Genomic DNA, 16955 nt, shown 5'->3' with positions numbered 1-16955 from the left:
CTGTTGTCTACGAATGAGGTGGACGTTGCGCATCTGAGGTTCGCGATCATCACGCGGTACGACCCCCGGTCGTCTTCTTCGCGTGGTTGCAACCTCGGTGCATGGGCCGTCCCTCGTTCCTCAGGATCCCTTCACCTCTCTGCCCGGCCGTCGGCCGCGTGGTGCTCGCATACGAAGCCCTTTCCCATCACGCTTCCGTCTGCGAGAACACCATGTCATTTCCCGTCACCTCCGACGCCTCGGTGACCTGCTCCGACCTGACCTTCCGCTGGGCCGACGACACCACCGTCTTCGACGGCCTGTCCATGGCCGTGGGACGGGGACGCACCGGCCTGGTCGGCGTCAACGGCTCGGGCAAGTCGACCCTGATGCGCCTGATGGCCGGGGTGCTCACCCCGGCGCACGGGGCGGTGACCGTCCACGGCCACCTGTCCTACCTGCCGCAGAACATCACGCTGGACACCGACCTGACGGTGGATCGGGCCCTGGGCATCGCCGACAAGCGCGCCGCGCTCAACGCGATCGAAGCCGGGGACGCGAGCGAGACCAACTTCGAGATCATCGGCGACGACTGGGACGTCGAGGAACGCGCCATGGCCACCCTGGGCACCCTGGGGCTGGACGGCATCGGGTTGGACCGCACCGTGGGTCGGCTCTCCGGCGGGGAGACCGTGCTGCTGCGCCTGGCCGCGCTGCTCATGGAACGCCCCGACGTGCTGCTGCTCGACGAACCCACCAACAACCTCGACCTGTTCGCCCGACGACGTCTGTACGACGCCGTGGACTCCTGGCGCTCGGGCACCCTGATCGTGGTCAGCCACGATCTGGACCTGCTGGAGCGGGTCGACCGCACCGCCGAACTCCGCAAGGGTGAGATCACCTGGTACGGAGGCGGCTGGTCCGCCTACCAGGAGGCTTTGGACGTCCAGCGGGAGGCGGCCGAACGGACCCTGCGCGCGGCCGAGTCCGACCTGCGCAAACAGAAGAAGGAGATGGAGGAGACCCAGATCAAGCTGGCCCGCCGTCGACGGCAGAGCAAGAAGTTGGACGCCCAAGGGGGCATCCCCAAGATCGTCGCCGGCAACCTCAAGCGTTCGGCCCAGGAGTCGGCCGGCAGGCTCAAGGGACTGCACGAGGACCGGCTCCAACAGGCACGCGACCGCAAGGAGGAGGCCGAGGGGGCCATCCGCAAGGACGCCGAGATCCGGGTGGAGCTGCCGCACACCGTCGTGCCCGCCGGTCGGGACGTGGCCCGGGTGAGCGGACTACGCCCTCGGTACGGACGTCTCTCCGAAGCCGATCTGACGATCCGCGGACCCGAGCGGATCGCCTTGGTGGGCCGCAACGGGGCCGGCAAGACCTCCTTCATGCGGACCCTGGCCGGGGAGCTGGAGCCGGCGGAGGGCGAGGCCCGCGTCACGGTGCCGGTGCGTTTCCTGCCCCAGCGGCTGGATCTGTTGGACGAGGATCTGTCGGTGTCCGAGAACGTGGAGCGGGCCGCGCCGAACGTGCCCCCGCAGGACATCCGTGCCCAGCTGGCGAAGTTCCTGTTCCGGGGCGCGCGGGCCGACCAGGAGGCGGGAACGCTCTCGGGCGGGGAACGGTTCCGGGCGACCCTGGCGATGACCATGCTGGCGTCACCGGCGCCGCAACTGCTGATCATGGACGAGCCCACCAACAACCTGGACGTGTCCAGCGTCCGCCAGCTGATCGGCGCGCTGTCCGCCTACGAGGGGGCCCTGTTGGTGGCCGGCCACGATCTGCCGTTCCTGGAGTCGATCGGCGTCACCCGTTGGCTGTTCCTGGACGAGGAGCTGCGCGAGACCGACGCCGAGGAGGTGCGCGACCTACTGGAGGGCCGGGTGCCGGCACGGGGCGAGGAGGACTGACGTCGCGCTGTGGGGCGTGTTCCTTCGGGGACACGCCCCACAGCGCGGCCGGGGTCGCCTTCCGGCGCGGAGGATCCGTGCCTCCGTCCGGAGAGGGCGTTCACCGGGCGGGGCGGTGCCTTCCGGGGCGTGACGTCGAGGGCTCGGTAGAGTCCGGGGTCCGACGTCGACTTCCCGAGAGGCGACCCGCCGTGAGCACTCCCCGGCCGTTCTTCGACGCCCATCTGCACATCATCGACCCTCGTTTCCCCTTGATCCCCAACGAGGGCTACCTGCCCGAGGAGTTCACCGTCGAGCTGTACCGCCGGCGTGTGGACGCTCTCGGGGTGGTGGGAGGGGCGGTGGTCTCCGGTTCCTTCCAGGGCTTCGATCAGGACTACCTGCTCCACGCCCTGAAGGAGCTGGGGCCCGGTTTCGTCGGCGTCACACAGATTCCGTACGACACCCCTGACGCGCGCGTCGTCGAACTCGCCGAACGTGGGGTGCGCGCCGTCCGGTTCAACCTGCGACGAGGCGGCTCCGCGGGGCTGGAACACCTGGACGCCCTGGCCCGCCGGGTCCACGAGGTGGCCGGTATGCACACCGAGCTCTACGTCGACGCCCGCGACCTGGACGAGATCGCCTCGACCGTGGCGGCCCTGCCGTCCGTGAGCGTGGACCACATGGGGCTGCACGCCGAGGGGCTGCCCACCCTGCTGCGGCTGGTCGAACGGGGGACGCGGGTCAAGGCCACCGGCTTCGGGCGCGTCGACCTGGACCCTTTCGAGGCGATGCGGGCCGTGCTCGAGGTCGATCCGACCGCGCTGATGGTCGGCACCGACCTTCCCTCCACGCGGGCGCGGCGCCCCTTCGCCGACACGGACCTGGAGCTGGTGGCCGAGGCCGCCGGCGAGCACCTGGACGCGGTGCTCCACGACAACGCCGCGGCCTTCTACCGCCTTTGACCAGCGGCGCTCCGGCACGGACCGTTCCTCTCTCCGAGTGAGCTCACCCGTGGCGAGTGGGGCCTTCGGGGGCGGCCGAACGTGAGACGCCGCCCTTCGAAGGGCCCGGAACGGGATCCTCGAAGGGCGGCGATCACTCTCGGACCGGTCTCAGCCGGTCATCTCCTCCAGCGTCTTGCCCTTCGTCTCACGAACGAACTTGAGCACGAAGAGGAAGGACAGCAGCGCGAAGCCCGAGTACATCATGTAGGCGCCGGGCAGGCTCCAGTCCCGCAGGCTCGGGAAGCTGACCGTGATGAGCCAGTTGGTCAGCCACTGGGTCGCGGTGGCCACGCCCATGGCGGCCGCGCGGATGCGCAGCGGGAACATCTCCCCCAGCAGCACCCACACCACCACACCCCAGGACAGGGCGAAGAACAGCACGAAGGAGCTCGCGGACACCAGGGCCACCGCACCCCAGGCGAAGGGGAGCGTGACCGTGTCACCTTGGACCTGGGCGTGCGAGAACGCGAAGGCGGCGATCGCCAACGCCACCGTCATCCCGGCCGATCCCACCAGCAGCAGGGGCTTTCGTCCCACCCGGTCCACCAGCATGATCGCGATGACGGTACCGATGATGTTGACCACCGAGGTGAACAGGCTCAACAGCAGGGAGTCGCCCTCGGCCACCCCCACCGACTGCCACAGGGAGCTGGAGTAGTAGAAGATGACGTTGATGCCCACCAACTGTTGGAAGGCCGAGACGGCCATACCGATCCACACGATGGGCAGTAGACCGTAGCGTCCGGTCAGGTCGCGCAGCCGGGGGCGGACCTCCGACCCCAGAGCCTCACGGATCTCGTTGATCCGACGGTCGACCCTGGCCTCGCCGCCGCCCTCGACGTCCTCCAGGATCCGCCGTGCCTGGTCGACCCGGCCCAATCGCACCAGATATCGGGGCGATTCCGGTATGACCAGGCTCAACGCCAGGTAGACCAGGGCGGGCAGCATCTCCACGCCGAGCATCCACTGCCATGCCTGGAGCGGGCCGATCGTGTCGCGCGCGCTTCCGCCGGCCCCCGCGGCGATGGCGTAGTTGACCAGCTGTGAGGCGGCGATCCCCAGCACGATGGCGAGCTGTTGCAGGGAGGCCAGACGCCCTCGATAGGCGGCCGGGGAGACCTCGGCGATGTAGGTGGGGGCGATCACGGAGGCCATACCGATGGCCACCCCGCCCAGGATCCGCCAGAAGGTCAGGTCCCAGACGCTGAAGGGCAGCGCCGAGCCGATCGCGCTGACCGCGAACAGCACGCCGGCGATCTGCATGACGCGGATACGCCCCAGACGGTCGGCGATGTTACCGGCGGTGGCGGCGCCCACCACACAGCCCAACAGCGCCGAGGCGACGGTGAAGCCGAGGACGCCCGCCCCCACCTGGAAGTGGGCCTGGATGGCGTCGACGGCGCCATTGATGACGGCGCTGTCGTAGCCGAACAGGAAGCCGCCCATCGCGGCGGCCGCGGCGATCATGGTCACGTGGGCGAGGTCGGCGCCACCGTCGTGGTGTCCCGCCCCGCTCCTACCGGTTTCTCTCAACGAGAGCTCCTTTCCAGGGCGCACCCGAGGCCCTGTCGGCACCACGGTGCCCAACGGCGGCGGCGAACGGGGGACGCAACGCTGGAGTGGTCGAACACTCTCCGATATTCGCCTCGGGGCACAGTGGCGGGGCGGTGTTCAGCCGGCGCTTCGGATCCGGAACATCCGGGCGGACCGGATCGTCGCGGCGATCCCGGCCTGGGCCGGATCGTAGGCGGGGGCGAGGTCGCCCGCCTTGAGCGCGGAGGTCTCGGCGGCCTCGGCCAGGGCGGGGTCCGCTCCGGGGCGGGCCGCGGCGAGCGACAGGATCCGGGCGTGGGAGTGCTGGAACCTCGACAGTCGCGGGTCGTCCGGGTGGGCTTCGGAGAGCGCGCCTTCGATGAGCTCGACCGCTTCGGTGAGCCCCTCGGGGCCGGCCGCCCCCTGGGCGAGCAGCTCGGCCACCTGGGTCAGCCGGTCCGGCAGGTGGGGGCTGTGGGCGTCGGTCATCGCCAGCCCCTCACGGGCCACGTCCAGGGCCTCCGCCAGCTCGGCGGGGTCGGTGTCCGGGTCCTCCATGAGGGCGCGGGACCACCGCACGCCCAGCGCCCCGGCGAGTTGCTGTCGGAACGTGGCGGCGTCGGGGTCCTCGCTCCCGCCCAGACGGATCGCCTCGCGCAGGTGTTCCAGGCCGCCGTCGAGGTCGGCGCGGTCGCCCTCGGCGACGTATCGGATGCCCAGGGCCATGCCCAGGACGTAGTGGGACCATGGATCCTCGCCGTGTTCCCGCTCCAGCGTTCGGGCGAGCTTCACGCTCTCGTCGTGGTCGTGGTCGGAGTAGAGGACGCTCGCGAGGACTTCGGCGCGGGCGAGGGCGGTGTCGCACATGTGAGGTCCCGGGGGGTTCGTTCGGGTGCGGGGCCTCGATGCTACACAGCGGTGGGCGGGAACGTCTGTGTATAAGGTGCTTCGTGACGGGGTCGACCCCTCGCCCCGCCTCCTGGAACGGAGTCGATGTGTCCGCACCCCCTGTTCGACCCTCCCTTCTCGACGAGGCCGTGGCGTCGTGGACGCGCATGACCTCTTTGATCGGCACGCCCCTGGGTGAGCGGGCCTGGCGTGAGCACCGGGAGCAGGCCCGGCTGTTGCGCCGCTCCTACCTGCGTTTCTGTGCGGGGGCGGGGTTGGTGTCCGGTGTCTCGGCGGCTCTGTCGGTGTTCCTGGTGGGCGCGGAGTGGCTTCAGGGCGAGGGTTTTCCTCTCGCTCTCCCCTTCTTCGTGGCGACCCTGGTACTCCTGGGGCCGGTGTGGAAGCGCCGGACCGTCGCGACCGTGGCCCCGTTCATGAGCCGTCCCCGCCACACGCTGCCCCGCTGGACCTTCACGGTCCTCTTCCCGGTCGTGCTCCTTCTCGGCGTGTTCGTGCCCTGGAGTCCGGCCTGGTCGATCGCGGCCGGGGCGGTGTGCGCCCTCCCCCTGTGGTACGGCGCCCTGACGGAGTTCCGCCGTCCCCTTCCGGCCTATCCCGCCGTGTGGAGCCGGGCCTGATCCCGTACGTCGATGGTCTCGACCGCACAAGAACTCGGCCCGAAACCTGGCGGGTTCGGTGGCTGTCAGGGCACCCGTGTCGCGTCCAGGATCGAGGGCGTGACGACATTCGATTCCCTCGCAGAGAAGGCCCTACGACGCCTGCCGCCCACCCGTGACGAGCTCCTCCGGGTCCTGAAGGGTTCCGACGACGAGCTGATGGAGCTGGTCGCGGCGGCGTCCAGGGTCCGCCATCACCACTTCGGACGGCTCGTCAAGCTCAACTACCTCGTCAACGTCAAGAGCGGCCTGTGCCCGGAGGACTGCTCCTACTGCTCCCAGCGCCTGGGGTCCCGGGCCGGGATCGTCAAGTACACCTGGCTCGACCCCGACCGGACCCGTGAGCTGGCCTCCCACGGGGTCGCCGCGGGTGCGGCCCGCGTGTGTCTGGTGGCCAGTGGCCGCGGCCCCACCGACCGCGACGTGGACCGTCTGGCCCCGACGGTGGAGGGCATCAAGCGGGACCACCCCGACGTCGAGGTGTGCGCCTGTCTGGGGCTGCTCTCCGAGGGGCAGGCCGACCGGCTGCGCGAGGCGGGCGTGGACGCCTACAACCACAACCTCAACACCTCCGAGGAACGCTACTCCGACATCTGCTCCACCCACGACTTCGCGGATCGGGTGGCGACGGTACGGAGCGCGACCCACGCCGGCCTCTCCCCCTGTTCGGGGCTGATCGTGGGGATGAGCGAGAGCGACGAGGACCTGATCGACGCCCTGTTCGCCCTACGGGAGCTGGAACCGGACTCGGTGCCGGTCAACTTCCTCATGCCCTTCGAGGGCACGCCCCTGGAGGGCACCTGGGAGTTGACGCCCCCGCGCTGTCTGCGGATCCTGGCCGCGACCCGCTTCGTCTTCCCCGACGTGGAGGTGCGGCTGGCGGGCGGTCGGGAGATGCATCTGCGCTCGTCGCAACCCTTGGGGCTGCACATCGCCGATTCGATCTTCCTGGGCGACTACCTCACCAGCGAGGGGCAGGCCGGTCGGGACGATCTGGCGATGATCGCCGACGCGGGGCTCCAGGTCCGCGGTGCCGGTGAGAAGGCGGTCTCCCCCACGGGGCACGCCCCGCCGCGCGCACGGCGACGGGGCGCGGGCACCGACCTTCCGCCCAACGTCTGAACACCGTTCTCGGGGCGGCACCGGAAGGGATCCGGTGCCGCCCCGGGCGTCTCAGGAGCGGACGGGGTCGCCCTGCCAGATCGGCATCTGCTGGTGGTACTGGGCCTGCTCGGCCGCGATCAGATCCTCCTGACGGTCGCGGACGCACTTGGCCAGGGTGAACGTGGAGGTGATGACGAACAGGACGCTCATCCCGAGGAAGGCGCGGACCCAGGGGTCGACGGGCAGGTAGAAGATGCCGACGGTGACGCCGATGGAGGAGACCGCGAAGGCGATGATCGCCTGGAGGTAGAACTGGGCGGTGGACCTGGGAAGAGGAGTGGGGGTGCTCATACCCCCATCCTGGGCCTTCGCGCCGTTCCGAGCCTGAGTACGCCTACTCAACCCTGCCGGGTTCCTCCCGGGCGGCCCCAGGTGGGGCTCTGCGCGCGGTCGGGGACGAAGGCGGACAGGTCGACGCCCGGGTCCTGCCCCATCGCCAGCCGGGCCGCGACCAGCCCTTGGAAGGGGCCGAAGGTCAGCCCCTGGGAGCCCGCGCCGGTGGCGACCACGACCCCGGGCAGCCGTTCGATCGGCCCGAGGGAGAGGCGTCCGTCGTGGGTTCCGGGGCGAAAACCGACCCTGGTCTCGACCACGGTGGCCTCGCCCAGTTCGGGCAGGACCTCCAGGGCGGTGGACAGGTTCTCCAGCAGCCCCGAGGCGGTCACCCTGCGGTCGAAGCCCGCCTCGGGTTCCACGGTGCCCCCGGTGACCACGCGATCCGGCGCGGCGGCGCTCACGTAGTAGTCGCGTTCGCCGAACCGCACCACCGGCCAGGATCGGGTGTCCCGGCCGGGGAGGGAGAAGTGCGTCATCTGGCCGCGGATCGGATGTACGCCCAGGTCGACGCCGGTCACCGCGAGGAGTTCGGTGGACCAGGCGCCGGCCGCGACGATCACCGTGTCGGCCTCCAGGTCCTCGGTGCCCACGCGGACGCCGGTCACCCGGTGTCCGTTCCACAGCAGGCGCGCGTCACCCTTGAAGTAGCGCAGTCCGCGCTCCTCGGCCGCGTCGAACAGCGCGGATCGGGCGGTACGGCCGTTCACCCGGGCCATGCCCTCGATGTATACGCCGCCGTACTCCTCGGGGATCAGTGGGAAGTGGGCGCGCGGCTCGCCCGGGGCGAGGCGTTCCACGCGTCCCATGGTGGAGAACTCCGGGCGGCGCGACAACGTGTCGAGCAGGTCGAACCCGGAGTCGTCCCCCTCGCGGTCGACCGACAGCCCGCCGACGACCTCGTAGCCGGCCGGATGCCCGTCCTCGGCCAGTTCGGCCATGAGACGCGGATAGTGCTCGGCGGCGCGCAGTTTGAACTCCTGCTCCCGCGGGTCGTCCCAGGGGAAGGGCCAGGGGAAGACGATGCCGGTCCCCGCCGCGGTGGCCTGGCCCGCGTGGGCGGCGTCCACCAACGCGGTGGACACGCCCTTGCCCGCCAGGTGGAACGCCGCGCTGGTTCCCACGATGCCGCCGCCGACCACGATCACGTCCATGGGGTCCAGCCTGCCTGGGAGAACGTCCCGGGACAAGTCGCCCACCCCGCGTGCCGATCACCGATCCCGGGAAAGGACGCGGATAGGCTGCGGCCCCATCGCGGAGTCCGGCTCCCTTCCCCTAACACAGCAGGAGAACGCATTGGACGGCTACACCTATCGTGGGATCGCCCTGACCCGGCCGCCGGGGCACCGACTGTCCGAGGGCATCGTCACCCATCTCTCCCGCTCCGTGGTGGATCCGGTGCTCGCCGCACGTCAGTACACGATCTATCAGGAGACGCTGGCCTCGGCGGGGTGGCGGGTGGTGGAGGTGGATCCGGCCCCCGAGCACCCCGACGCGGTGTTCGTGGAGGACACCCTGGTGGTGTGCGAGAACCTGGCCGTGGTCACCAGGCCGGGGGCCCGGGAGCGGCGTGGTGAGGTCGAGGGCGCCGAGCGGGCCGCCCGTTCCCTCGGGTTGAGGGTGGCCCGGATCGAGAAGCCCGGGAACCTGGACGGGGGCGACGTCCTCCAGGTCGGGAACACCGTCTACGTGGGTGTGGGCGGCAGGACCGACGAGGAGGGCGCCGACCAGCTCGAACGGCTGCTGGCGCCCTTGGGCCGCGAGGTGCGTCGGGTCCGTCTGGGGCGGGTCCTGCACCTGAAGTCGGCGGTCACCGCGCTGCCGGACGGTTCGTTGATCGGTCTGCCGGAGGCGGTGGAGTCGGCCGACCTGCCGCCGATCCGCCCGGTCGCGGAGGAGCCCGGCGCCCACGTCGTCCCCTTGGGCGGGCGCGACGTGCTGGTCAGTGCCGCCGCCACGGAGACCGTGCATCTGCTGACCGCCGAGCATCTGCGGGTGCTGCCGGTGGACATCTCCGAGTTCGAGAAGCTCGAAGGATGCGTGACCTGCCTGAGCGTCCTGATCCCCGAGGCCTCGCTGGGCTAGGAGGTGCGGCCTCGGGCTCGACGGTGGGCGGCGACCCGGGTGCGGGTGGCGCAGCGGCGAGAGCAGTAGCGTCGTCCGCTGCCGTGGGCGGTGTCGACGAAGACCCGTTCGCAGTCGCGCGCCGCGCACACCCCGCCGGGCAGGCGTTGCCGCTGGGAGACGAGCGAGGCCAGGAACAGGCCGGTGGAGGCCGCGAACCATTCGTCCCAGGGCGCCTCGTCGTCGCTGTCGGCGTGCAGGTGCCACGGGTGGCTTCCCCCGTGGTCGGCCAGGCGTGGTGGGCGGGCCTCGCGCGCGAGCAGGGTGTTGAGTCGGGTGGCCGTCCTCTCCAGGGTGTCGGCGGCCAGTACGTGGCGCAGTTCGACGGCGACCTCGCGCAGGGCCGCGACGTCCTCCTCGTCCAGCTCGGGGTCGATCTCTCCGTGCCTGGTCAGGATCGTGGTGATCGTCGTCGCGTCCGTGGTCCGGTCGGCGAGCGCGTTGAGCAGGTCGGTGGTGCGTTCGGCCAAGGCCCTGGTGGAACCCACCGGGGTCGGCTCGACGAAGGGTTCTCCGGGTGCCATGACTCCAATGTAACGCCCATGGAGTTCTTTCTCGTTACTTTGTAGTTTTCCGTGGATGAGCGAGCGTTATGCGACGGTGCGCTATCTGTGCGGAGCGACGGCCGCGCGTACGGGGGACGAGGCCTCGGGGCCGGCCCTCCTGCTGCTGGGGGTCGCGGTCACCGGAAGCGCGGCCACGGGTTCGGCCCTGTTGGCGGGGGTGACCGCCACCGCCGCGATCGGCGGCCCTCTGGTCGGTGTGGCCCTGGACCGGTCCCGGCGTCCGGGACGGCTGCTCGCGATCCTGCTGGTGCTGTACGCGCTGGGTCTGGTGGCCGTCGCCCTGCTTGTGGGGCGCCTGCACGTGGCGCCGGTGGTGGTCTTGGCCCTGATCGTGGGGCTGCCGAGTCCGGCGCTGTCCGGAGGGTGGACCGCCCAACTGCCCCGGGTGGTCTCCGCTTCGAGGGCGACCGGGGCGAGTACCTGGGACGCGATGACCTTCGGCGCCGCCTCCCTGGTGGGGCCCGCCCTGGCCGGGGCGGTCGCGCTGGGGTTCGGTGCCCTGACCTCGGTCGTGGTCGCGGCGGCCCTCGTCGCCCTGGCGGTGCCCGCGGCGTTGGCCCTGCCCGATCGTAAGCGCCCTCCCGAACGCGTCCCTCTGATCGCCGAATTGGTCTCCGGTGTCCGCGCGGTGCTGGGGAACCGGACCCTGGCGCGGGTCACCGCGGTCTCCACGATCTCGATCGCCGGAACCGGGGCCTTCGTGGTCGCCACCCCCGTACTCGGGGAGCGGACGCTCGGCGGGGCGGCGCAGGGGGCGCTGTTGCTGGCATTGATGGCGGTGGGCTCCCTGGCCGCCAACCTGGTGACCGTCCGCCGCCCTCTTCGGACCCGCCCGGAGACCGTGGTGTTCGTGTGCGTCCTGGTCCAGTGCGTGGGCGTGACGGGGGCGGCGGTGGCGCCCTCCGCGCTCTGGCTCCTGCTCGCGGTGGCGCTCGTGGGCACGGCGGAGGGTCCACAGCTGGCCGCTCTGCTCGCGGTACGGCGTCGGGAGGCCCCCGAACGTCTGCGTTCCCAGGTGTTCACCACCGCCGCCAGCGTGAAGGTGAGCGCCTTCGCGCTCGGCGCCGCCCTGGCCGGACCCGCGGCCGACCTCTCCCCCGCGCTCTGTTCGGCCCTGGCCGCGGCGTTCCAGGGGGCGGCGGCGCTGACCCACCTGCTGATGCGGCCCCGATCGGGTTCTCGGGGTTGATCTCGTGAGGTCCTCGTAGTGGAGGACCGATTCCGGCCGCCACTCTTGGCACACTCGGAACATGAAGTCGACCTCAGCCCGACTGCTGCAACTGCTCTCGCTGCTCCAGCTCCGTAGGGACTGGCCCGGATCCGATCTGGCCGAGCGCCTGGAGGTGAGTCCGCGGACCGTCCGCCGTGACGTGGACCGGCTGCGTGAGCTGGGGTACCCCATCCACGCCCTGATGGGGACCGGCGGCGGATATCGGCTCGGCGCCGGAGCCGAGTTGCCCCCGCTGCTCCTGGACGACGACGAGGCGGTGGCGGTCGCGGTGGGGTTGCGCACTGCGGCCCAGGGCGGGGTCGCCGGGATCGAGGAGACCTCCGTGCGGGCCCTGGGCAAGCTTCTCCAGGTCCTACCCTCCCGTCTGCGCCGACGGGTGGACGCGCTGGGCGCCTTCACCGTCCCCATGCCGGGCCGGGGGCCCACGGTGGATCCCGAGACGTTGGCGTCGGTGGCGGGGGCCTGCCGCGACGGCGAACGGCTGCGCTTCGACTACGAGAGCCACGACGGCTCCCTCAGTCGGAGGATCGTGGAGCCGCACCGTCTGGTCTCGCGCGGGCGACGTTGGTACCTGGTGGCCTGGGACACCGCGCGTGACGACTGGCGCACCTTCAGAGTGGACCGGATCCGCCTGCTCACCCCGTCCGGCCCTCGGGTGCCTCCCCGCGACCCGCCCGAGCAAGGGGTCGCCGCCTATCTGTCCGAACGCCTGAGTCTGCACATGTGGCCGATCAAGGCCAGGGTCCGGCTGGGGGTGGGCGCCGAGGAGGCCGCGCGCGGCCCGGCGGCCCACTACGGTCCCATCGAGGCTGTGGACGAGAACTCCTGCGTCCTGCTGTGCGCGGGCGACGATCTCAGGGCCATGGCCTGCTATCTCGCGCTGCTCGACATGGAGATCGAGGTCGAGGAGCCGATCGAGTTGCGCGAGGAGATGGTGGCGCTGGGCGAACACCTGACCCGTATGGGTCGGGGGCGGGAGCCGGGCGCATGAGTACCCCTACTCAGGAGGACCGAGTAGGAGGACCGATGAGAGGGAGACGCCCCGGATCCTAGGTTTCCGTGTATGAGCCACTTCGGAATCCTCCTCATCGGTCACACCGCGATGGTCCTCCACTACCTGTTCTTCGCCTACGTCGTCTTCGGCGGCTTCCTGGCGCTGATCCGCCCCCGACTCTTCTGGCCGCACCTGGGAGTGGCCGCCTACGCGCTCGGGATCCTCGTCGTCGGCTGGTCCTGTTTCCTCACCGAGATCGAGAACGCCTCGCGTGAGGCGACCGGCCGCGAGGTGATGGAGAACGGTTTCATCGATCACCACCTGACCGGAGTGGTCTACCCGGAGGACCAGCTGATGACCTCGCGTTTCGTCATCGCCGGTATCATCGCGGCCTCCTACGCGCTGTGCGCGTGGCGGTTGTACCGGGCCCGGGCCGCGCGTCGGCGGCCGGTGGGGGTCCGAACCGCCGAATGATCGAACCCCGGCACGACCACACGCCAAAGAAGCTACGTTAAGGAATCACTTGTTATCACAGAGTGACGAAAGCGGGGCTTCCGCGTGCCCGAAAAGACTCGAATTCCCTACCTGAAACCGGGCGAACTCAGTGTTCCGCCGATCATGCGTCCCATCCGCGACGGCTATCGGATCGCTCGCTGGAACTCTCCCGCCGCGCTCGAACCCTCCTGTCGCGACCGACTCCAGGCCACCCTGCTCGGGCTGGCGGCCCGGGCCTTCGGGGCCGACCACTCCGACTACTGGCGGGCCCGCGTCGCCTCCGGCTTCTTCGACCAGATCTCCTGTCTGGCCCTGATCCTGGACCCGCAGGGCATCCCCGTGGGATGGGGCGGCTACCACCGGCGCCGGTTCGCCTCGCGCCGGGCCCTGTACCTGGACGCGGCGGGCGTGGTTCCCGCCCACCGTAGGTTCGGGCTCTCCAGCGCCCTGACCACGCACTTCCTCACCAGGGAGATCCTCACCCACCCCTGGAGCGGCACCTACGTGGTGCTGCGCACCAGAAACCCGGCCGTCTACTCCGGATGGCGCAAGGGGGTGGGCGCCGCTCACGTCTTCCCCCGCCGGGACCAGCACGTACCCCCCGATATCGCCCGTGTGTCCTGGGACGCGGCGAAGTGGCTCGGCGACGGCCCGGGGCTGGACCCCGACACCCTGCTCATCCACAACGCCTACCGGATGTTCGAGGGACGTATCTACGGGGTCGCCCCACGCAGCGGCGACCCCGAACTCGACACCTACTTCGCCAGAGAGGTCGGGCCCAAGGACGCGGTCATGGTGGTGGCGCGGATGAACGCCCTCACTCTGGCCCGCACGCTCTTCCACAGGTCGCCCCGGTCGCGCCGGCCCGCCCTCGCGCCTCCCGCGCACGAAGGGCCACCGACGCGACCGTCCGGTTCTCCGGAGGGGCTCAGTCCAAGGGGACGGCCTTGACGGTGCCGGGGCTGTAGACCAGCCCGCCCATGTCACGGACCCGGTCCATGATCTCGGCGACCCGTCGGCTCTCCGACCACGACATCCGTGGGCTCTCCCGCTCGCCCGCGGCCAGACGGCGCGCCACCTCCTCGGCCTCGTACTCGTAGCCGTTGGCGCGGAAGGGCCGGTGGAACCTCTCGGGTTCGTGGCCGTCGCGGTGCAGTACCAGGTCCGTGGCGGCCCAGAAGCGCTCGACCTCGATCCACCCGGCGGTCCCGGACAGGACCGCGCGTCCGGGCAGCGAGGTGCGCGAGGCGCAGTCCAGCGTGGCCGTCACCCCGTTCTCACCGCGCAGCAGCATGGTCGTCCTGACATCGACCATGTGGTCCGGGGACAGGTGGCGGGTGGCCCCCACCACGGTCATCTCGCCCAGATACCAGGAGGCCAACGACAGTGGGTAGACGCCCAGGTCCAGCAGGGCCCCACCGCCCAGGTCGGCGTTGAACAGACGGTGGTCGGGGTCGTAGGGGAGGTTGATCCCGAAGTCGGCGGAGACTCCGGTCAACTCTCCCACCGCGCCCTCGGCCACCAGGTCCCGGGCCACCTGGTGCACGGGCAGGAAACGTGTCCACATCCCCTCCATCAGGAACCGGTCATTGGCCCGCGCGGCCTCCACCATCTCGGCGACCTGGAGGGCGTTCATCGCCATGGGTTTCTCGACCAGCACGTGTTTGCCGGATTCGAGCATCAGCAGGGTGTCGGGGTGGTGCCAGGGGTGGGGGGTGGCCACGTAGACCACGTCGACGTCCGGGTCCAGGGCCAGGTCACGGTAGTCGCCGTGGCGGTGGGGGATGTCCCAGGTGTCACCGAACCACTCGGCCCGCTCCCGGTCCCGTGAGCCCACGGCGACGACCCGGGCCGAGGGGACCGCCCGCAGTCCTTCCATGAAGGCGTGCGCGATCCCGCCGGTACCGACCACACCCCACCGAAGTCCATCGTTGTCTCGTGTCATGGAGGCATCCTAAAAACCCGGTCATGTCGGGGGCCAGACGGGGAAGATCCTCGGTTTCGGCCCCCGGGAACCGTACGGTGGGCCGGACAGGCGTTGGAACGGAGAAGGAATGTCGTCCACACTCGCCCAGAGGCTGGGGGTCGCGTCCGGGGACCGGATGCTCGTGCTGCACGCCCCCGAACGCTACCTGCGGCTGTTGGAGGCCCCCGCGGACATCCACATCGATCTGGGGGTCATCGAAGGTGCCTCCTACGACGACGTGCACCTGTTCGCCCTCGACCGGGGAACCGTGGACCGCGAGGGTCCCGGGGTGCTGGAGCTGGTGGGGCCCCGGACCCGGCTGTGGGTGTGCTTCCCCCAGCGCGGCGGCACCATCATCACCGACCTGACCGCGGACAAGGGGTGGGACACCCTCACCGACGCCGGTTGGCGCGCCACCGCCAAGGAGCCCATCGACCTGGACTGGGCGGCCCTGCGCTTCGAACGGGACCCCGAGGGAGAGAAGGCCGGATGAGAGGCCGACGGCGACCCCGCCGCTCGGGTCGGGGCCGCACGTGGACCGGCGAGGATCACCCCTGAAGGACCGGGCGCAGTTCGAGCCACTCGTGGATCGGCCGGCCTCCCGGACCCGGGGCCGCGGACAGCTCTCCGGCCAGTTCGATCGCCCGCTCGTAGGAGGCGACGTCGATGATCATCCAGCCGGCGATCAGGTCCTTGCCCTCGGGAAAGGGGCCGTCGGTGACCGGCGGTCGCCCCTCGCCGTCGTAGCGGACGAAGGTGCCCTCCGGTGAGAGCGCCCGGGAGTCGACGAACTCGCCGGTCCCCCTCAGCCGCTCCGCGAAGTCCTCCATGTACCGCATGTGGGCGGAGACCTCCTCCGGCGTCCATTGGTCCATCGGAGCGTCCTCCACCGACGCGGGAGCGCCCCGATAGTGCTTGATCAGCAGGTACTCGGCCATCGTCTTCTCCTCGATGCGATGAGATCCCCGCGACCGTCGCGCGGTCGAACCGGGACGGCCGTATCGGGGCCGACCGTACCGTCCGGTGGGGACATCGCGGCGATGGACACGCTCCGACCCGGCCGGATAACGGAGGAGGGCCCCTCCCGACGATCGCGGGAAAGACCCTCGTCCGAACACGCCCGGGACTATTCGATCCGCACCGAGCCGCTGGTGGTGTCGACCTCGATCCGGCCGTCGGCGTCGGCCGAGGTGTCCACGGACACCTCCCGATCACCGGAGACCGACTCTCCCACGACGTCGTAGACGCCCTCGGGGACCTGGAGCTCGACGTCGCCGCTGACGGTGCTCACCGACATCGACGCGAACGGGGTGTCGGTGTCGACCTCCACGTCTCCCGAGATGGCCTCGGCCTCCAAGGTGGTGAAACCGCCGCCCAGCTCGATGTCGCCGCTGACGGAGGAGGCCCGTACCTCCTCGGCGACGAAGTCCTCCAGCTCCAGCTCACCGGAGGTGGTCTCCACGTCCAGCAGGGGCCCTTCGCCGGAGGCCTCGATGGACCCGCTGACGCTCTGGACGGTGAGCGAGCCGGCGATCCCGGACAGGTCGGCGGAGCCGGAGGTGGTCTCCACGTTCACGTCCCCGGCGTGGCCGTCGATCTGGACCGCGCCGCTGGTGGTGGACACCCTCAGCTCACCGGTCAGGGCCTCGGCGACGACCGGGCCGGAGACCGTGGACAGGACGACCGTGACGTCCTCGGGAACACCGACCTTGTAGTCGATGGAGCATCCCGACAGGAACGGCAACCCCTCGCAGCGACCTTCGATGTCCAGCCCGTCGCCGGACTCGTCGACGCTCTCCTCCGGGTCGGTCAGGGGGCCTCCCCTGAGGGAGCGTTCCACGGTGATCTCGTCACCGCTCACCGCGGTGACCTCGACCCGGCCGCCGGTCCTGTTGTCCAGTCTCAGTTCGCTCGCGCCACCATAGGAGTCCGTCCGGTCCGTCTGGTGGACCACCACGTTGGCCAGGACGGACACGGCGGTGACCACCACGAGGACCACCACGAGCGCGCCGCCCAGGAGCATCCACGGCCCCCACCGGAACCGGCCCGGCTCCTTGCTGGACGAGGCGTACAGTCCTCGTGCCCTGAAAGTCACGTCTCTCCCCTTCC

The 16955-nt window shown here is 70.6% G+C and carries 18 protein-coding genes; 10 read left to right on the top strand and 8 right to left on the bottom strand.

Annotation, left to right across the window (positions count from 1 at the left end; genetic code table 11):
* Positions 1–212: 212 nt before the first annotated feature.
* Together U9J66_RS02520 and U9J66_RS02515 are read left to right on the top strand one after the other, a co-directional pair.
* A complete protein-coding gene (locus U9J66_RS02520; protein ID WP_326336905.1) occupies positions 213–1889 on the top strand; it encodes an ABC-F family ATP-binding cassette domain-containing protein in 1677 nt (558 codons plus the stop codon).
* Between the two features lie 191 nt (positions 1890–2080).
* Positions 2081–2833 (top strand): amidohydrolase family protein, encoded by a 753-nt coding sequence (locus U9J66_RS02515; protein WP_326336904.1) that lies wholly within the window; start codon positions 2081–2083, stop codon positions 2831–2833.
* A gap of 150 nt (positions 2834–2983) precedes the next feature.
* Here U9J66_RS02515 and U9J66_RS02510 read toward each other — a convergent pair whose 3' ends face one another.
* Both U9J66_RS02510 and U9J66_RS02505 read right to left on the bottom strand, forming a co-directional pair.
* Entirely contained in the window at positions 2984–4342 is a 1359-nt protein-coding gene (locus U9J66_RS02510) for a sugar porter family MFS transporter (protein WP_234305760.1), read from the bottom strand.
* 204 nt (positions 4343–4546) lie between these two features.
* A complete protein-coding gene (locus tag U9J66_RS02505; RefSeq protein WP_326336903.1) occupies positions 4547–5275 on the bottom strand; it encodes a hypothetical protein in 729 nt (242 codons plus the stop codon).
* 188 nt (positions 5276–5463) lie between these two features.
* Here U9J66_RS02505 and U9J66_RS02500 point away from each other — a divergent pair, with 188 nt between their 5' ends.
* Both U9J66_RS02500 and bioB read left to right on the top strand, forming a co-directional pair.
* Positions 5464–5934: a hypothetical protein gene (locus U9J66_RS02500; protein ID WP_202421796.1), complete on the top strand. Its 471-nt coding sequence runs from the start codon at positions 5464–5466 to the stop codon at positions 5932–5934.
* 99 nt (positions 5935–6033) lie between these two features.
* Entirely contained in the window at positions 6034–7095 is a 1062-nt protein-coding gene (bioB, locus tag U9J66_RS02495) for a biotin synthase BioB (RefSeq protein ID WP_326336902.1), read from the top strand.
* A 51-nt stretch (positions 7096–7146) separates the two neighbouring features.
* Here the strand turns inward: bioB and U9J66_RS02490 are convergent, their stop codons facing one another.
* Together U9J66_RS02490 and U9J66_RS02485 are read right to left on the bottom strand one after the other, a co-directional pair.
* Positions 7147–7428 (bottom strand): YiaA/YiaB family inner membrane protein, encoded by a 282-nt coding sequence (locus U9J66_RS02490; RefSeq protein ID WP_014912919.1) that lies wholly within the window; start codon positions 7426–7428, stop codon positions 7147–7149.
* 47 nt (positions 7429–7475) lie between these two features.
* Positions 7476–8624: an NAD(P)/FAD-dependent oxidoreductase gene (locus U9J66_RS02485; protein ID WP_161112573.1), complete on the bottom strand. Its 1149-nt coding sequence runs from the start codon at positions 8622–8624 to the stop codon at positions 7476–7478.
* Between the two features lie 142 nt (positions 8625–8766).
* Here U9J66_RS02485 and ddaH point away from each other — a divergent pair, with 142 nt between their 5' ends.
* The gene (ddaH, locus tag U9J66_RS02480; RefSeq protein ID WP_161112003.1) at positions 8767–9555 is read left to right on the top strand and encodes a dimethylargininase; all 789 of its coding nucleotides are present in this window, start codon (positions 8767–8769) and stop codon (positions 9553–9555) included.
* On the opposite strand, the gene U9J66_RS02475 is transcribed toward ddaH, so the two are convergent.
* Positions 9552–10118 carry a CGNR zinc finger domain-containing protein gene (locus U9J66_RS02475; RefSeq protein WP_017534866.1) on the bottom strand — a complete coding sequence of 189 codons (567 nt, stop codon included), beginning with the start codon at positions 10116–10118 and terminating at the stop codon, positions 9552–9554. The two genes, ddaH and U9J66_RS02475, sit on opposite strands and share 4 nt — an antisense overlap.
* A gap of 55 nt (positions 10119–10173) precedes the next feature.
* Here U9J66_RS02475 and U9J66_RS02470 point away from each other — a divergent pair, with 55 nt between their 5' ends.
* The 4 genes from U9J66_RS02470 to U9J66_RS02455 all read left to right on the top strand — a co-directional run bounded on the left by U9J66_RS02470 (position 10174) and on the right by U9J66_RS02455 (position 13831).
* Positions 10174–11349, top strand: a complete 1176-nt coding sequence (locus tag U9J66_RS02470; protein ID WP_326336901.1) for an MFS transporter — start codon at positions 10174–10176, stop codon at positions 11347–11349.
* A 61-nt stretch (positions 11350–11410) separates the two neighbouring features.
* Positions 11411–12382: a helix-turn-helix transcriptional regulator gene (locus U9J66_RS02465; RefSeq protein WP_326336900.1), complete on the top strand. Its 972-nt coding sequence runs from the start codon at positions 11411–11413 to the stop codon at positions 12380–12382.
* Between the two features lie 72 nt (positions 12383–12454).
* Positions 12455–12859, top strand: a complete 405-nt coding sequence (locus U9J66_RS02460) for a DUF2784 domain-containing protein (protein ID WP_017534869.1) — start codon at positions 12455–12457, stop codon at positions 12857–12859.
* Between the two features lie 84 nt (positions 12860–12943).
* Positions 12944–13831 carry a GNAT family N-acetyltransferase gene (locus U9J66_RS02455; RefSeq protein WP_326336899.1) on the top strand — a complete coding sequence of 296 codons (888 nt, stop codon included), beginning with the start codon at positions 12944–12946 and terminating at the stop codon, positions 13829–13831.
* Here the strand turns inward: U9J66_RS02455 and U9J66_RS02450 are convergent.
* Positions 13809–14825, bottom strand: coding sequence for a Gfo/Idh/MocA family protein (locus U9J66_RS02450; RefSeq protein WP_202421801.1), 1017 nt, complete (start codon positions 14823–14825; stop codon positions 13809–13811). The two genes, U9J66_RS02455 and U9J66_RS02450, sit on opposite strands and share 23 nt — an antisense overlap.
* A 109-nt stretch (positions 14826–14934) precedes the next feature.
* Between U9J66_RS02450 and U9J66_RS02445 the strand changes: the two genes are divergently transcribed.
* A complete protein-coding gene (locus tag U9J66_RS02445; protein ID WP_326336898.1) occupies positions 14935–15339 on the top strand; it encodes a hypothetical protein in 405 nt (134 codons plus the stop codon).
* A gap of 55 nt (positions 15340–15394) precedes the next feature.
* On the opposite strand, the gene U9J66_RS02440 is transcribed toward U9J66_RS02445, so the two are convergent.
* Both U9J66_RS02440 and U9J66_RS02435 read right to left on the bottom strand, forming a co-directional pair.
* On the bottom strand, positions 15395–15784 hold the full coding sequence (locus tag U9J66_RS02440) for a YciI family protein (protein ID WP_014912407.1): 390 nt from the start codon (positions 15782–15784) through the stop codon (positions 15395–15397).
* 188 nt (positions 15785–15972) lie between these two features.
* Positions 15973–16869 (bottom strand): DUF4097 family beta strand repeat-containing protein, encoded by an 897-nt coding sequence (locus U9J66_RS02435; RefSeq protein WP_161112575.1) that lies wholly within the window; start codon positions 16867–16869, stop codon positions 15973–15975.
* Positions 16870–16955 lie beyond the last annotated feature (86 nt).

This window comes from Nocardiopsis sp. LDBS1602, from assembly GCF_035818715.1.
Classification (GTDB): Bacteria; Actinomycetota; Actinomycetes; order Streptosporangiales; family Streptosporangiaceae; genus Nocardiopsis; species Nocardiopsis alba.
This window is presented reverse-complemented; position numbering and strand designations above follow the sequence as displayed.

Coding starts and splice junctions, on each gene's coding strand:
- U9J66_RS02520 (WP_326336905.1), top strand. CDS start 213: ATGTCATTTCCCGTCACCTCCGACGCCTCGGTGACCTGCTCCGACCTG.
- U9J66_RS02510 (WP_234305760.1), bottom strand. CDS start 4,342: ATGATCGCCGCGGCCGCCGCGATGGGCGGCTTCCTGTTCGGCTACGAC.
- U9J66_RS02505 (WP_326336903.1), bottom strand. CDS start 5,275: ATGTGCGACACCGCCCTCGCCCGCGCCGAAGTCCTCGCGAGCGTCCTC.
- U9J66_RS02500 (WP_202421796.1), top strand. CDS start 5,464: ATGACCTCTTTGATCGGCACGCCCCTGGGTGAGCGGGCCTGGCGTGAG.
- U9J66_RS02490 (WP_014912919.1), bottom strand. CDS start 7,428: ATGAGCACCCCCACTCCTCTTCCCAGGTCCACCGCCCAGTTCTACCTC.
- U9J66_RS02485 (WP_161112573.1), bottom strand. CDS start 8,624: ATGGACGTGATCGTGGTCGGCGGCGGCATCGTGGGAACCAGCGCGGCG.
- U9J66_RS02475 (WP_017534866.1), bottom strand. CDS start 10,118: ATGGCACCCGGAGAACCCTTCGTCGAGCCGACCCCGGTGGGTTCCACC.
- U9J66_RS02470 (WP_326336901.1), top strand. CDS start 10,174: ATGAGCGAGCGTTATGCGACGGTGCGCTATCTGTGCGGAGCGACGGCC.
- U9J66_RS02465 (WP_326336900.1), top strand. CDS start 11,411: ATGAAGTCGACCTCAGCCCGACTGCTGCAACTGCTCTCGCTGCTCCAG.
- U9J66_RS02460 (WP_017534869.1), top strand. CDS start 12,455: ATGAGCCACTTCGGAATCCTCCTCATCGGTCACACCGCGATGGTCCTC.
- U9J66_RS02450 (WP_202421801.1), bottom strand. CDS start 14,825: ATGACACGAGACAACGATGGACTTCGGTGGGGTGTGGTCGGTACCGGC.
- U9J66_RS02445 (WP_326336898.1), top strand. CDS start 14,935: ATGTCGTCCACACTCGCCCAGAGGCTGGGGGTCGCGTCCGGGGACCGG.
- U9J66_RS02440 (WP_014912407.1), bottom strand. CDS start 15,784: ATGGCCGAGTACCTGCTGATCAAGCACTATCGGGGCGCTCCCGCGTCG.
- U9J66_RS02435 (WP_161112575.1), bottom strand. CDS start 16,869: ATGCTCCTGGGCGGCGCGCTCGTGGTGGTCCTCGTGGTGGTCACCGCC.